This window comes from Pseudonocardia charpentierae (genome assembly GCF_031845345.1).
GTDB classification, from domain to species: Bacteria; Actinomycetota; Actinomycetes; order Mycobacteriales; family Pseudonocardiaceae; genus Pseudonocardia; species Pseudonocardia charpentierae.
This window is the reverse complement of sequence record NZ_JAVREJ010000013.1, coordinates 100,691-115,617: the sequence shown is the minus strand read 5'-3', so window position 1 is coordinate 115,617 and position 14,927 is coordinate 100,691. Positions and strand designations below refer to the sequence as shown.

11 protein-coding genes are annotated in these 14,927 nt (G+C 73.6%); 9 read left to right on the top strand and 2 right to left on the bottom strand.

Features of this window, described 5'->3' with window-relative positions; all coding sequences use genetic code 11:
* Positions 1 to 85: 85 nt before the first annotated feature.
* The 9 genes from RM445_RS18740 to RM445_RS18700 all read left to right on the top strand — a co-directional run bounded on the left by RM445_RS18740 (position 86) and on the right by RM445_RS18700 (position 11,611).
* On the top strand, positions 86 to 2,071 hold the full coding sequence (locus tag RM445_RS18740; RefSeq protein WP_311557936.1) for a TIGR03960 family B12-binding radical SAM protein: 1,986 nt from the start codon (positions 86 to 88) through the stop codon (positions 2,069 to 2,071).
* Positions 2,064 to 2,558, top strand: a complete 495-nt coding sequence (locus RM445_RS18735; protein ID WP_311557935.1) for a GNAT family N-acetyltransferase — start codon at positions 2,064 to 2,066, stop codon at positions 2,556 to 2,558. Before RM445_RS18740 ends, RM445_RS18735 begins: the two co-directional genes overlap by 8 nt.
* A 22-nt stretch (positions 2,559 to 2,580) precedes the next feature.
* Positions 2,581 to 3,363, top strand: coding sequence for a TIGR03936 family radical SAM-associated protein (locus tag RM445_RS18730; RefSeq protein ID WP_311557934.1), 783 nt, complete (start codon positions 2,581 to 2,583; stop codon positions 3,361 to 3,363).
* A gap of 188 nt (positions 3,364 to 3,551) precedes the next feature.
* A complete protein-coding gene (locus tag RM445_RS18725) occupies positions 3,552 to 6,878 on the top strand; it encodes a translation initiation factor IF-2 N-terminal domain-containing protein (protein WP_311557932.1) in 3,327 nt (1,108 codons plus the stop codon).
* Positions 6,879 to 7,021: 143 nt separating this feature from the next.
* Positions 7,022 to 7,330: a 50S ribosomal protein L21 gene (gene rplU / locus RM445_RS18720; protein WP_311557930.1), complete on the top strand. Its 309-nt coding sequence runs from the start codon at positions 7,022 to 7,024 to the stop codon at positions 7,328 to 7,330.
* An 11-nt stretch (positions 7,331 to 7,341) separates the two neighbouring features.
* Positions 7,342 to 7,599, top strand: a complete 258-nt coding sequence (gene rpmA, locus RM445_RS18715) for a 50S ribosomal protein L27 (RefSeq protein ID WP_311557928.1) — start codon at positions 7,342 to 7,344, stop codon at positions 7,597 to 7,599.
* 113 nt (positions 7,600 to 7,712) lie between these two features.
* Positions 7,713 to 9,182: a GTPase ObgE gene (obgE, locus tag RM445_RS18710; protein WP_311557926.1), complete on the top strand. Its 1,470-nt coding sequence runs from the start codon at positions 7,713 to 7,715 to the stop codon at positions 9,180 to 9,182.
* 1 nt (position 9,183) lies between these two features.
* Positions 9,184 to 10,326, top strand: a complete 1,143-nt coding sequence (gene proB, locus RM445_RS18705) for a glutamate 5-kinase (RefSeq protein WP_311558052.1) — start codon at positions 9,184 to 9,186, stop codon at positions 10,324 to 10,326.
* A gap of 40 nt (positions 10,327 to 10,366) precedes the next feature.
* The gene (locus tag RM445_RS18700; RefSeq protein ID WP_311557925.1) at positions 10,367 to 11,611 is read left to right on the top strand and encodes a methyltransferase domain-containing protein; all 1,245 of its coding nucleotides are present in this window, start codon (positions 10,367 to 10,369) and stop codon (positions 11,609 to 11,611) included.
* Positions 11,612 to 12,057: 446 nt separating this feature from the next.
* On the opposite strand, the gene RM445_RS18695 is transcribed toward RM445_RS18700, so the two are convergent.
* Both RM445_RS18695 and RM445_RS18690 read right to left on the bottom strand, forming a co-directional pair.
* Complete coding sequence (locus tag RM445_RS18695) at positions 12,058 to 12,492, bottom strand: nitroreductase/quinone reductase family protein (protein ID WP_311557923.1); 435 nt, start codon at positions 12,490 to 12,492, stop codon at positions 12,058 to 12,060.
* An 18-nt stretch (positions 12,493 to 12,510) separates the two neighbouring features.
* Positions 12,511 to 14,589, bottom strand: coding sequence for a RecQ family ATP-dependent DNA helicase (locus RM445_RS18690; protein ID WP_449619187.1), 2,079 nt, complete (start codon positions 14,587 to 14,589; stop codon positions 12,511 to 12,513).
* Positions 14,590 to 14,927 lie beyond the last annotated feature (338 nt).

Genomic DNA, 14,927 nt, shown 5'->3' with positions numbered 1-14,927 from the left:
CCCACCGCCGCTCCCCGGCGTCGAGCAGTGCACCGATCACGGGGCCCGACACGCCCGGGCGACGGCGGGGCTACGCTGGTGCAGCGTGACCGGCGACCTGAGCAGCACCGGGGCGGCCCCGTCCGTCTTCCCCGCACTCGAGGCACTGCTACCGCGTGTCGCGAAGCCCGTGCAGTACGTCGGCGGTGAGCTGAACGCCCGGGTGAGGCCCTGGGACGGCGCGCAGGTCCGGTGGGCGCTGATGTACCCCGACGCCTACGAGGTGGGCCTGCCCAACCAGGGCATCCAGATCCTCTACGAGGTCCTCAACGAGCGGCCGGACGCGTTGGCCGAGCGCTGCTACGCGGTCTGGCCGGACCTCGAGGCGCTGATGCGCGAGGAGGGCGTGCCGGCGTTCACCGTCGACCAGCACCGTCCGCTCGGTGCCTTCGACGTGCTCGGCATCAGCTTCTCCACCGAGCTCGGCTACACGAACATGCTCACCGCGCTGGACCTCGCCGGGATCCCGCTGCACGCCGCCGACCGCGACGAGCACCACCCGGTCGTCGTCGCCGGTGGGCACGCGGCGTTCAACCCGGAGCCGATCGCGGACTTCGTCGACGTGGCGGCGATCGGCGACGGCGAGGAGGTCGTCGGCGACATCACCGACGTCGTGAAGGCCTGGAAGGCCGCCGGGCGCCCGGGCGGTCGCGCAGAGTTGCTGCTCCGCCTGGCCGAGACACCGGGCTGCTACGTCCCGTCGCTGCACCGGGTCGTCTACGACGCGGACGGCGCGATCGCCGAGGTGGCCCCGACGAACCCGCGCGTCCCGCGCACCGTGCAGAAGCGCACCACCGTCGACCTCGACGCCTGGCCCTACCCGAAGACCCCGCTGGTGCCGATGGCCGAGACGGTGCACGAGCGTGCGAGCGTCGAGATCTTCCGCGGCTGCACGCGCGGCTGCCGGTTCTGCCAGGCCGGGATGATCACCCGCCCGGTCCGGGAGCGGTCACTGCGCGGGATCGGCGAGATGGTCGACGCGGCGGTCCGCACGTCCGGGTTCGACGAGGTCGGGCTCCTGTCGCTGTCGTCGGCGGACCACTCGGAGATCGCCGAGATCACCAAGGGCCTGGCCGACCGGTACGAGGGCACGAACACCTCGCTCTCGCTGCCCAGCACCCGCGTCGACGCGTTCAACATCGACCTCGCCAACGAGATCAGCCGCAACGGCCGCCGCTCCGGGCTCACCTTCGCCCCGGAGGGTGGCTCCGAGCGGATCCGGCGCGTGATCAACAAGATGGTGTCGGAGGAAGACCTCATCCGCACCGTCTCCGAGGCGTTCGCACAGGGCTGGCGGCAGGTCAAGCTCTACTTCATGTGCGGGCTGCCGACCGAGGAGGACGACGACGTCGTCCAGATCGCGGACATGGCGCACAACGTCATCCGCGCCGGCCGGGCCGCCTCGGGCAGCAACGACGTGCGCTGCACGATCTCGATCGGCGGGTTCGTGCCCAAGCCGCACACGCCGTTCCAGTGGGCGGCACAGGCCCATCCGGACGTCGTCGACGCCCGGTTGCGGAAGCTGCGCCGGGCCGTGAACAAGTTGGGCCGCAGCTCGCGTCAAATCGGTATGCGCTACCACGACGGGCAGCCGTCGCTGATCGAAGGTCTGCTCGCCCGCGGCGACCGCCGGGTCGGCCGGGTGATCGAGCGGGTGTGGCGCGAGGGCGGCCGGTTCGACGGCTGGACCGAGCACTTCTCCTACCAGCGGTGGGTCGACGCGTGCACCGCCGAGCTGGAGCCGCTCGGGATCTCGCTCGACTGGTACACCACCCGCGAGCGCGACCGCGACGAGGTGCTGCCCTGGGACCACCTCGACTCCGGGCTGGAGCGCGACTGGCTCTGGGACGACTGGCAGGACGCGCTGGCCGCCCGCGAGCAGGACGACTGCCGCTGGACGCCGTGCTTCGACTGCGGCGTGTGCCCGTCGACGGGCACGGACATCGAGGTCGGGCCGAGCGGGACCACGCTGCTGCCGCTGACTCCGGTGAAGACCGTTCCGGCGAACACCGGGCCCAGGCCGGGTGCCTGAGTCCGACCTCGTCGTACGGATGGCCGACGAGCGCGACGAGGCCGCCCTCGCCGGGCTGCGCCGCGCCTGGCTGGAGGAACGCGCCGGACGTCCGGTCGACGACCCGGGGTTCGAGGCCGCGTTCGCGCAGTGGTGGCGTCTTGAGCTGCCGCGGCGGACGTTCTGGCTGGCCGAGGCGGGGTCGGAGCAGAGCGGTTGGACACCGGTGGGCTCGATCAACGTCGTCGAGATCGTGCACATGCCTCGCCCCGGAGCCCGCAGCGGACGGATCGGGCAGGTCGGGAGCGCGTTCGTGCTCAGTGCCTTCGCCGACCGCGGGGTCGCGGGCGCGCTGCTCGCCCATGCGGTCCGGCACGCCCGCGAGCGGCGCTACCGGCGCCTGGTGCTGGCGCCGACGGGCAGCAGCGCGTCGTTCTACAGGCGCGCCGGGTTCGACGCGGCGGGCGACTCGCTGCTGGTCCTCGACCCGCTGGCCGTCGCCGACTGAGGAGCACCCGTAGGCTGCTGACATGGCACGCGTCCGGCCCGGAGAAGCGGCGAACCCGGCACCTCCCACGGTCCAGCGCATCCGCATCCGCTTCGCCAAGCGCGGTCGGCTGCGGTTCCTGTCCCACCGCGACGTCGCGCGCAGCGTCGAACGTGCCGTGCGGCGGGCGGCGATCCCGGTCGCGCACTCGCACGGGTTCTCCCCGCACCCACGGCTGTCGTGGATCGGGGCCGCGCCCACCGGGGCTGCGAGCGAGGCCGAATACCTGGAGATCGGGCTCACCCGCCCGCTCGACCCCGCAGACCTCGCCGCCGCACTGGACGCCGCGCTGCCCGACGGTCTCGACGTGCTCGCCGCGACCGTGGCGGAGGGCACGCCGCTGGTGGAGCGCATCGAGGCCAGCGAGTGGCGCATCGAGCTGCCCGGCGTCTCCTCCGACGATTTGCGCCGTGCCGCCGCCGCGTTGGAGGCGGCGGACACCGTCGTCGTGGAGCGGGTGACGCCGTCGGGGCGGCGGCAGATCGACGTGCGGGCCGCGCTCGTCGGTGTGACGGTGTCGACACCGAAGCCCACGCCCGGGTCGACGTCTGCCCCCGACGCGACGGACTGTGCGATAATGACCGCGGTCGTACGGCAGACGACACCCGCCGTTCGGCCCGACGACGTGTTGGGCGCGCTCGATGTTGTCGCAGGTCTGAAGCCACCGGCTCCCGCGAAGGCGACCCGGCTGGCGCAGGGCCTGCTCGACGACCGGGGCCGCCTCACCGACCCGCTCGACCCGGACCGGGTTACCGCCCGCGTCTGATCAGGTGAGGTCGGCCCTCCGGCGCCGCCGGAGGGGTGGCGCGTCGCCGCGCACTGCCCGTCCCGACCGGCACGCTCGCGCCGGGACACCAGCGGCACAGGATTGCTCCCCGGCGCACCGCTCGGGGAGAAACGCACGGGCCCCTGCGTGGCCGCCTCTGGCGAGGCGCCCGGGGGCGGAGGAGTTGCATGACGAACAGCGATTCGCCCGCCGGTTCCACCGGCGGGCCGGTCACCCTATCCGGCCTCGACGATCTGCCCGAGAAGTTGCGGGTGCACGCCTTGGCGAAGCTCCTCGGTCGTTCCAGCCGGGAGGTGATGGCCGCGCTGCTGGAGCTGGGGTTCGCCACCCGAAGCGTCCAGTCGAGCGTCGACCGCAAGACGGCTGAGCAGGTCGCTGTCGCGCTGGTACCGGAGGTCGCAACGCCCGGGTCCGGCCCGTCCGGAGCCCCTGCGGCGCAACCGCCGGTGCGGGAGACCCCGCTCGACGACTTCCCACCCGTCGAGTTCCCGGCTGCCGATCCGCGGCCGTCCACGGCGGCCGAGACGTCCGCTCCGGACGACGAGCCCGCCGTCGCGGCCCTGGCGCCGCTGTTCGCGCCACCCGCGCCCGTCTTCCAGCCGCCGGTGCGTCCCGGCCGTCGCGCCGCGGCCGAGCCCGCTGTGGACGAGGGCGCCGCAGAGGAGCCGACCCGGCGGACCCGCCGTCGCGGCGCGCCTGCGGTCGCCGTGGACGAGGCCGCCGAGGCCGCCGAGGCCGAGCCGGCCCGCCGCACCCGCCGCCGTGGCCGGGCCGAGCCCGCAGCCGAGGAGGCCACCGCCTCCGAGCCGGTCGACACCGCGCCGGACGAGCCCGCAGAGACCGTGGACGACGTCGCCGAATCCGACGACCGATCCGACGACCGCGCCGACGACGAGTCCGGCGACGGTGCCGCCCGTCGCAAGCGCCGTCGTGGCCGTCGTGGCCGGGGTCGTGGGCGCGGCGGTGAGGGCGACGACACCGAGTCGGACACCGCCACCGACGAGGACGAGACCGACGAGAACGACGAGAACGACGAGAACGAGACCGAATCGGACGAGGCGGCGGAAGACGCCGACGAGACCGACGACGCCGCGGACGACGAGGCGGGCACGTCCCGCCGTCGTCGGCGCCGCCGTCGTCGTCGCGGGTCGGGCGACGACGCCGGAGCCGACGACGAAGTCGATCCGCCGAACACCGTGGTCAAGGTGCGCGCGCCGCGCGAGCGGGCCGACGACACCGAGGGCGACGGCGTGCAGAGCGTCCGAGGCTCGACGCGGCTGGAGGCCAAGCGGCAGCGCCGTCGCGACGGCCGCGACGCCGGTCGGCGCCGCGTGCCGATCCTCAGCGAGGCGGAGTTCCTCGCGCGTCGCGAAGCGGTCGAGCGGTCGATGGTGGTCCGCGAGCGCGGCGACCGCGTGGAGATCGGTGTGCTCGAAGACGGCGTGCTCGTCGAGCACTTCGTCACCGACGGGGTGAACGGCTCGGGGTCGGCTCCGAACTCGCTGGTCGGCAACATCTACCTGGGTCGCGTGCAGAACGTGCTGCCCAGCATGGAGGCCGCCTTCGTCGACATCGGACGCGGCCGCAACGCCGTGCTCTACGCCGGCGAGGTCGACTGGGACGCCGCCGGCCTCGGTGGCCGGGCCCGGCGCATCGAGCAGGCGCTGTCCAGCGGCGACAGCGTGCTCGTGCAGGTCACGAAGGACCCCGTGGGGCACAAGGGCGCCCGCCTGACCACCCAGCTCAGTCTTGCCGGGCGGTTCCTGGTGTACGTCCCGTCCGGTGGGGCCGCCGGGATCAGCCGCAAGCTGCCGGACGTCGAGCGCAAGCGCCTGAAGGACCTGCTGCGCGAGATCGTCCCGAGCGAGGCGGGCGTGATCATCCGTACGGCCTCGGAGGGCGTGACGCAGGAGGCGCTCGAGCGCGACGTCCGCCGGCTGCAGGCGCAGTGGGAGGTCGTCAAGGAGAAGGCCGAGAAGACCGGCCCCCGGAAGCCGAAGGCGCCGGTGCTCCTCTACGAGGAGCCCGACATGCTGGTCAAGGTCGTGCGCGACCAGTTCAACGAAGACTTCTCCCGGCTGATCGTCGCGGGCGACGACGCGTGGGAGACGGTCTCGAACTACGTCGGGCACGTGGCGTCCGAACTCAAGCCGCGGCTGCACCGCCACATCGGGCCGCGTGACGTCTTCGAGGAGTACCGGATCGACGAGCAGCTGCTGAAGGCCCTGGACCGGAAGGTCTGGTTGCCCTCAGGCGGGACGTTGGTGATCGACCGCACCGAGGCGATGACGGTCATCGACGTCAACACGGGCAAGTACACCGGCTCCGGGGGCAACCTCGAGGAGACCGTCACCCGCAACAACCTCGAGGCGGCCGAGGAGATCGTGCGCCAGCTGCGGCTGCGCGACATCGGCGGCATCATCGTGATCGACTTCATCGACATGGTGCTCGAGGCGAACCGCGACCTCGTGCTGCGGCGGCTGACCGAGTGCCTGGCCCGCGACCGGACGCGCCACCAGGTGGCCGAGGTGACGTCACTGGGCCTCGTGCAGATGACCCGCAAGCGGGTCGGCGGCGGCCTCCTGGAGCACTTCTCGACACCGTGCGAGCACTGCCGCGGGCGGGGCGTGATCATCACGACCGAGCCGGCGGTGGAGTCGAACGGGCGCGACCGCGGCGGCGACCGCAACGGGAGTGGCAACGGCGACCGCAACGGCAACGGCGACCCGGGAAGCCGGCGGAGCCGCGGCCGCGGACGGCGCGACGAGGGGAACGGCGACCGGACCAGGCGCCTTCCTGCGGCGCTAGTTCCCGACCTGTCGACACCGACCGTGCCTGCCGTGGCCGTCCCGGACGAGCCGGAGGCCGTGGCCCCGGACCGCGACGAGGCGGGCCTGGACGTCGGAGCGCCGGCGCCGGTCGAGCCGGTGTCGACGGCGCCGATGTCGTCCGGGGCAGTGGCGCCCGCGACGGTGGAGAGCGTGCGTGACGACATCGAGGAGATGGTCGTCGAGCAGGCGCTCGCCGCCGAGCGCAATCGGCACTCGGCGCCGAACGGCCAGGTCGGCGCGGACACCACGGACACCGTGGGCACCACGGACACCACGGACACCACGTCCGCGGTGGTCTCGGAGAACGGCACGAACGGTGTCGCCGTCGCCGCCGAGCCCGCGGTCGCCGCACCGTCCGAGCCGGTGGGTCGGCGGCGTCGCGGGCGCGTGACACGCACCGGTGGGGCACCGGCGGCGACCACAGGCGACGCGCCCGCGGTCGCGGTCGTCACCGTGCCGACGGTGCGTCCGGTCGAGGAGACCGGCGAAAGCACCCCGACTCCGGCGCTGCAGGCGCCGACGACCCCGGAACCGGACGCTCCGGCACCGACGGACCCCGCACCGACGGCTGCGGAGCCGGTGGCGCGGCCGCGCAGGGCCCGGCGCACGGCGTCGCGGCCTGCCGGTCCGCCCGCCGCAGAGGCGGCGGGCGACCCGGTTTGACCCTCGTGAAATCCGTTCCGTACCCTGGAGTCCTGCGCCGCGCTCCGATGATTTGACCGGGGAGCTGCGGCACGAGGCCGTGACGACCAGGCCACCCACGACGGGACCTCACCACGTCCCCTGAGCTTTGGAGCAGTGCGTCCATGTACGCGATCGTCAAGACTGGCGGCAAGCAGTACAAGGTGGCCGTCGACGACGTGGTCACCGTCGAGAAGATCGTCGGCGAGCCGGGTGACGTGGTCTCGCTCGTCCCGTTGCTGCTGGTCGACGGCGACGACCTCACCACCGGTGCGGACGCGCTGGCCGCGGCGACGGTGTCGGCGAAGGTCGTCGAGCACACCAAGGGTCCGAAGATCCGCATCCACAAGTTCAAGAACAAGACCGGGTACCACAAGCGTCAGGGGCACCGTCAGCCGCTGACGAAGGTCCAGGTCACCAAGATCGCGAAGTAGGAGACCGGACGATGGCTCACAAAAAGGGTGCGTCGAGCTCCCGCAACGGGCGCGACTCGAACGCGCAGCGGCTGGGCGTCAAGCGGTTCGGCGGCCAGGTCGTGAACGCCGGCGAGATCCTGGTCCGCCAGCGCGGTACGAAGTTCCACCCGGGGCAGGGTGTCGGCCGTGGTGGCGACGACACGCTGTTCGCCCTCGTCGAGGGCTCTGTCGAGTTCGGGTATACGAAGGGCCGCAAGGTCGTCAACATCGTCCCGGCGCAGGTCTGAGGCCTGCTAGCAGGGCCTCGGCGCTCGACGCCGGGGTCCGTCACACCTGAGATCGAACGGCGGGCCGCCCCATCCGGGGTGAGCCCGCCGTTCGCATTCGTGGAGAGAAGAAGATGGCGAAGTTCGTCGACCGCGTCGTCGTGCACGCCACTGCGGGCGCGGGCGGCAACGGGTGTGCCTCGGTGCACCGCGAGAAGTTCAAACCCCTCGGTGGCCCGGACGGCGGCAACGGGGGCCGGGGCGGCTCGGTCGTCCTCGTCGTCGACCCGGGCGTGCACACGCTGCTCGACTTCCACCACCGCCCGCACGCCACGGCCCGTAACGGCAAGCAGGGCCAGGGTGGGTTCAAGGCCGGCGCAAACGCGGACGACCTCGAGCTGGCTGTCCCGGACGGCACGGTCGTCCTGAGCCCGGAGGGGAAGATCCTCGCCGACCTCGTCGGCCCCGGCACGCGCTACGTCGCGGCCGAGGGCGGGCGCGGCGGTCTCGGCAACGCCGCTCTCGCCTCCGCGGCACGCAAGGCCCCCGGTTTCGCACTGCTCGGCGAGCCGGGCAGCACCTGCGACCTCGTGCTCGAGCTCCGCTCGATCGCTGACGTCGGCCTGGTCGGGTTCCCGTCGGCGGGCAAGTCGTCGCTGGTCGCGGCGCTGTCCGCGGCGCGTCCGAAGATCGCCGACTACCCCTTCACGACGCTCGTCCCGCAGCTCGGCGTGGTGACCGCGGGGGAGGAGGTCTTCACCGTCGCCGACGTGCCGGGGCTGATCCCGGGGGCGTCGGAGGGCCGTGGCCTGGGGCTCGACTTCCTCCGGCACATCGAGCGGTGCTCGGTGCTCGTGCACGTCGTCGACTGCGCGACGTTCGAGCCGGGCCGGGATCCCGTCGCGGACGTGCAAGCCCTCGAGGACGAGCTCGCCCGCTACACGCCGGCACTCGGCGGCCTGCTGGCCGACCGGCCGCGCCTGGTCGCGCTGAACAAGCTGGACGTCCCGGACGCCCGCGAGCTCGCCGACATGGTGCGTGCCGAGCTGGTGGAGCGGTTCGGCTGGCCCGTGTACGAGATCTCCACCGCGACCCGGCAGGGGCTGCGTGAGCTGACGTTCGCGATGGCGGAGCAGGTGCGCGAACACCGGGCGGCACAGCCGTTCGTCGAGCCGACGCGGGTGGTGCTGCGGCCCACCGCCGTCGACGACGCCGGGTTCACCGTCGAGGCGGACCCGGAGTTGCCGGGTGGGTTCATCGTGCGGGGTGGGCGCCCGGAGCGCTGGATCCGGCAGACGAACTTCGAGAACGACGAGGCCGTGGGCTACCTCGGCGACCGGCTGGCCCGGCTCGGGGTCGAGGAGGCCCTGGCGGGGGCGGGGGCGACGCCGGGCTGTCCGGTGACGATCGGCGACGTCACCTTCGACTGGGAGCCGTCGACGCCCGCGGGGGTCGCGGTGATGCTGTCCGGTCGCGGTACGGACCGGCGGCTGGACCAGACCAGCCGCGCGTCGGCGTCGGACCGGCTGGCGGCCCGCATCGACCGGCGGCGGCATCGGACGGACGAGGAGCTGCTCACCGGCGCTGCCGAGGACGAGGAGTGATCTGACCGTGGCGGCGCCGGTGAACGCCCGGGCGCAGCTGGGGGCCGCGCGCCGGGTCGTCGTCAAGGTCGGCTCGTCGTCGCTGACCAGCCTCACAGGCGGGCTGGACCCGCAGCGGCTCGACGCCCTCGTCGACGCGCTCGCCGCACGGCGGGCGACCGGCTCGCAGGTCGTGCTGGTGTCCTCCGGCGCGATCGCGGCCGGACTCGCCCCGCTCGGGTTGGCCCGGCGTCCGCGCGACCTCGCCACACAGCAGGCGGCAGCGGCCGTGGGGCAGTTGCAGCTCGCCCAGACCTACGGCGCGTCGTTCGCCCGGCACGGCCAGCTGATCGGGCAGGTGCTGCTCACCGCGGACGACATGATCCGGCGCGCCCACTACCGCAACGCCCAGCGCACCCTGGAGCGGCTGCTCGGGCTGGACGTGCTGCCCGTCGTGAACGAGAACGACACCGTGGCCACGGACGAGATCCGGGTCGGCGACAACGACCGGCTCGCGGCACTGGTCGCCCACATCGTCGGCGCCGACGGGCTCGTGCTGCTGTCCGACGTCGACGGGCTCTACGACGGCGATCCGCGACGACCCGGCTCCCGGCTGGTGGCCGAGGTCGAGGAGCCCGCCGACCTGGCCGCCGTCACGATCGCCCGCCCCGGTGCGGCTGCTCTGGGCACCGGAGGAATGGCCACCAAGATCACCGCTGCGGCCATGGCGTCCGCTGCCGGCATCCCCGTGCTGCTCGCCGCGGCCGCGGACGTCGCGGCCGCGCTCGACACCGCCGGCGACGGGCCGAAGATCGGCACGGCGTTCCGGCCGTCCGGACGGCGGATGTCGGCACGCAAGTTCTGGCTGCGCCACGCCGCGGACGTGCACGGGCGCCTGGACCTCGACCGGGGCGCGACCACGGCGGTGCTGCACCGGCGCCGGTCGCTGCTCGCCGCCGGGATCCGTGGTGTCTCCGGTGACTTCGTGGCGGGCGACGTCGTGGATCTCGTCGATCCCGACGGCACCGTGGTCGCCCGTGGGGTGGTCGGCTTCGACGCCACGGAGCTGCCGGAGCTGATCGGCCGCAGCAGCCACGAGCTGCCCGCAGCGCAGCGCCGCGAGGTCGTCCACGCCGACGACCTCGTTCCCGTGCACATCCCATAGAGAAGTGGCGGGACGCCGGTCGGGCCTCCAGACTCGGCGCATGGGTGCGGCCGATCGGGCCCGCGCGCGGCTCGTCGACGGGCTGCACGACAGCGGGCGGCTGGGCAGCGCGGCCGTCGAGGAGGCGTTCCGGACGGTGCCGCGGCACCTGTTCCTGCCCGGAGTACCACTTGCCCGCGCCTATGCCGACGAGGCCGTGGCGGTGCAGGCCGTCGACGGCGTCACGACGAGCTCGGCCTCCCAGCCGTCGATGATGGCGATCATGCTCGCGCAGCTCGACCTGCGCCCGGGCCACCGCGTTCTCGAGGTCGGCGCAGGCACCGGCTACAACGCCGCGCTCATGGCGCGGATCGTCGGTCCACAGGGGCACGTGATCGCCGTCGACATCGACGAGGAGCTCGTCGACGGCGCCGCGCGCCACCTCGCGGCCTCCGGGGTGCACGACGTCGAGCTGGTGTGCGGCGACGGTGCGCTCGGCCACCCGGCCGGGGCGCCGTACGACCGGATCATCCTCACGGTCGGCAGTGGCGAGGTCCGCCCGGAATGGATCGCGCAGCTCGCGCCCCGCGGCAGGCTGCTGCTGCCGCTGGCACTCCGGGGCACGCAGCTGTCCGTCGCCCTGGACCTCGGGGCGGACGGCGCGTTGCGCAGCGCCTCGGTCCACCGGTGTGCGTTCGTCCGGCTGCGGGGTGTCGGCGCAACCTCGGAAACGGGCGTGCCGGTCGGCGGTGGCGTCTCCGTGTTGCCCGCCGGCGGCGTCGTCCGGCCCGAGCTCGTCCGGGCGGCACTGGCCGCGCCCGGACCCGCGCGGCACCTGCCGGAGCCCTTGAGCGCTGCGGACCTGTGGGACGGCCTCGGGATGTGGCTGGCGCTGACGGAGCCGGGAGCGTGCCGGTTCCTGGCCGGGCCGGTCGATCCGGACGACCCCGACCCCGACGGACTCCCCGCCGAGCTGATGCCGGTGCGGGGGCGCGGGGCCGGTATCGGGCTCGCCGCCGACGCGTCGGCGGGCCCCGGCCTCGCCGTCGTCGTCCTCGACCCGGTCGCCGACCTCGGTACTCGCGGACCCTGGCCGGTGCGGGTGCGGGCCTTCGGCCCGGCGGGCGACGCCCTGACCGAGCGGCTGCTCGCCGCGGCGGTGGCATGGGTCAATGCCGGCAGGCCGATACCGGAGGACCTGCGGCTGACCGTCGTCCCGCGGGGGGTCGAGGTGCCGCCGGCGGGGGCGCGGGCCGTCGTCGAGCAGGAGCACTGCCGGGTGCTCGTGCACCTGTCGCCGGATTAAGAGCGACCGGCGAATGAGACGCCGGGCGGTGTGATCCCTCTCGATGGCTGGTCAGGACGGCGTGATCGCCCGCTACGTGTGTCGAGGGCTCCGTGATCGGCGGTTGCGGACGCTCCGAGTCGTCGATCCAGCCGTGTAGATCCTCAGACGGCAATCACCAGGCTTGCGATGACCGTGAGCACACTTAGCGGGTGACCATGGCGCGCGCATCGTGGCCGGCCAACCGGCCCGCCACCTGCCGCCGGTCCCCGAGCTGATCGTGCGGATGCTACCGGGGCTGATCGGGCCGATTCTGTCCCGCACGATCAACGGGCTCGCTGTCGAGCTGATCGGGCGGTGGGTATCCGACCTCGTCGAGCCCCGTTCGGCCCTGGACGATCAGCTGGCTCGCGGTGGAGCTGATCGCGCCGTTACGGCTGAGTGGCGGCCCCGGTCTCACACAGGCTCTAGCTGCCAGCCAGGCGCAGGAGCACCACCGGGATCTCCCGCGAGGTGCGGCGCTGGTAGGCGGCGTAGCGCGGATGCAACGCGGTGATCTCCTTCCACAGCCGCTCGCGCTCGGCCGCGCCGGCGACGTGGGCGGTCATGGGGCGCCGGGGACCGTTGCGCAGGGCCACCTCGACGTTCGGCTCGGCCCGGAGGTTGAGCAACCAGTCGGGGTGCCGGTCGTCGCCGCCGCGGGAGGCGACGACGACGATCGCGTCGCCGTCGCGGACCGGCGAGGTGAGCATCACCGACCGGGGCCGGCCGCTGAGCCTGCCGGTCGTGGTGAGCTCCAGCACCGGCATGCCGAGCGCCTCGTGGCCGAACCGGCGGGGCGCGACCCGGATCAGCGCGCGGTGGACCACGTTCATGGCCTTCATGACGAGGTCGGCAGGCACGACGTGAACCTTACGGTCCTACGCGGCCAGGGCGAGCGCGAACGGCAGCACGGCGGGGGCACCGGCCCGCCGGAGCAGGCGGGCGACGACGGTGGCCGTCCAGCCGCTGTCGATCACGTCGTCGACCAGCAGCACCGGCCCGCCGACGTCGGCGAGATCGGGAATCGCGAAGCCGTCCCACACCCCCGCGAGCCGCTGCGCCGAGTTCGCCGACGGCTCGGGCCGGGGTCCGACCGGCTCGGCGACACCCAGCAGCGGAAGCCGTCCGATCTCGGCGATCCGCCGGGCCAGGTGCGCGAGCTGGTGCGGCCGCGTGCGCGACCCGATCCCGACCACCCCCACCGGCCGCGTCGCCCACGACCACCCGGCGAGCACCTTCACGCAGGCGTCGAGGACATCCGGTGGCACCGGAACGTCGTCGCCGGTGACGAGCTCGCGCAGCCGCGTCCCCCAGCCGATGTCCGACAGCCGCCCGATCACCCGGCCCTCGTCGGCGAGCTCACCCGCCGCTATCCGGCCCGATGCGGGCACGGCCAACTCGGCCATGCCGGACGGCCACTGCTTGCGCGGCGGCACCGGCACCCCGGGCCGGCTGATCCGCTCCTGGGCCGCGGCCTGCGCCTCGGGATCGACGGACGGGGACCAGACCGTGCCCGTGCAGGTGTCGCAGCGCCCGCACGGCTCCGCGTTCTCGTCGTCGAGCTGCCGGCGGAGGTACACCAGCCGGCACTCCGAGGTGTCGAGGTAGGCGAGCATCGCCCGCTGCTCGGCCTCGCGGGCGGTGGCGATCCGCCGGTGCCGCTCCGCGTCGTAGACCCACGGCTGCCCCGTCGAGACCCAGCCGCCCTTCACCCGCTTCACGGCGCCGTCGCTGTCGAGGACCTTCAGCAGCATCTCCAGACGCGTGCGCGACAGGTCGACCCGGGTCTCGATCGCCGCCGTCGACAACTGGCGCTCCGAGAGCACCTCCAGCGTCCGCCGCACGAGTGGCTCGGGTGGGAAGGCCAGCGAGGCGAAGTAGGCCCAGATGTCGCGGTCCTCCGCGCCCGGCAGGAGCACCACCTCCGCCCGCTCGACGGCGCGCCCGGCCCGGCCGATCTGCTGGTAGTAGGCGACGGGCGACGACGGGGCACCCAGGTGCACCACGAACCCGAGGTCCGGCTTGTCGAACCCCATGCCCAGCGCGCTCGTGGCCACCAGGGCCTTGACCCGGTTCGCGAGCAGGTCCGCCTCCGCCGCCAGCCGCTGCTCGGGCTCCGTCCGGCCGGTGTAGGACGCGACGGGGAAGCCCCGCTCGCGCAGGAACTCGGCGACCTCTTCCGCCGCGGCGATCGTGAGCGTGTAGACGATCCCGGCGCCGGGCAGCTCGGCCAGGTGTGCGGCGAGCCACCCCAGCCGCTGCGCCGGCGTCGGCAGGCGCACCACGGACAGCCGCAGACTCTCCCTGTCCAGCGAGCCGCGCAGCACCAGCGGCGTTCCCGAAGCGAGCCCGAGCTGCTCGGTGACGTCGCGGACCACGCGGTCGTTCGCCGTCGCCGTGGTGGCCAGCACCGGGATGCCGGGCGGCAGCTCGCTGATCAACGCGCGGAGCCGGCGGTAGTCGGGCCGGAAGTCGTGCCCCCAGTCGGAGACGCAGTGCGCCTCGTCCACCACCAGCAGGCCTGCACTCGCCGTGAGCCGGGGGAGCACCCGGTCCCGGAAGTCGGGGTTGTTCAACCGCTCCGGGCTGACCAGGAGGACGTCCACCTCGCCCGCGTCGATGGCGGCGTAGGTGGCCTCCCAGTCGCCGGTGTTCGCCGAGTTGACCGTGACCGCCTGCACCCCGGCGCGTCCGGCGGCGTCGATCTGGTTGCGCATCAGCGCGAGCAGCGGCGAGACGATGACCGTGGGACCCGCACCCGACGCCCGCAGCAGGGCGGTGGCCACGAAGTACACCGCCGACTTGCCCCATCCGGTGCGCTGCACGACCAGCGCACGTCGCCGTTGCACGACGAGGGCGTGGATCGCGGTCCACTGGTCGTCGCGCAGCCGGGCGCGGGGCCCTGCGAGGGTGCGCAACACCTCCTCGGCGCGCTCGCGGAGAGCGGTGTCGGGCAGCTCGGTCGTCGTCACCCCTCCATCGTGACCCCAGCCCCCGACAGTTCGGCGCTCGGGCGGGAAGACCTGCATGACCTGTGCATGTACCGGCTACTTCTCAGGTATGAGTGACGCGCCCGGCCGAGTACCCCACCCCCGACGCCCGCCCCAGCTGTGCAACCGGTGTCACCGGGCGTCGGACGTGGTGGTCGAGGACGAGCGGGGGCTCGTGGTCGCGGCCTGCGTCGACCACCTCGAGTGGGCGTTCCTGACCGGCGTGGACGCCTGGACCGGGCGCTGGCGCACCGCCTGACCGCTCCGCACCTCGGGTAGGTCGTCCGATCAGCGGATTCCGGCCG

Excerpts from the sequence above, each read along its gene's own strand:
- RM445_RS18725 (WP_311557932.1), top strand. The coding sequence starts at position 3,552 with ATGACGAACAGCGATTCGCCCGCCGGTTCCACCGGCGGGCCGGTCACC.
- rpmA (WP_311557928.1), top strand. The coding sequence starts at position 7,342 with ATGGCTCACAAAAAGGGTGCGTCGAGCTCCCGCAACGGGCGCGACTCG.
- RM445_RS18730 (WP_311557934.1), top strand. The coding sequence starts at position 2,581 with ATGGCACGCGTCCGGCCCGGAGAAGCGGCGAACCCGGCACCTCCCACG.
- obgE (WP_311557926.1), top strand. The coding sequence starts at position 7,713 with ATGGCGAAGTTCGTCGACCGCGTCGTCGTGCACGCCACTGCGGGCGCG.
- rplU (WP_311557930.1), top strand. The coding sequence starts at position 7,022 with ATGTACGCGATCGTCAAGACTGGCGGCAAGCAGTACAAGGTGGCCGTC.
- RM445_RS18700 (WP_311557925.1), top strand. The coding sequence starts at position 10,367 with ATGGGTGCGGCCGATCGGGCCCGCGCGCGGCTCGTCGACGGGCTGCAC.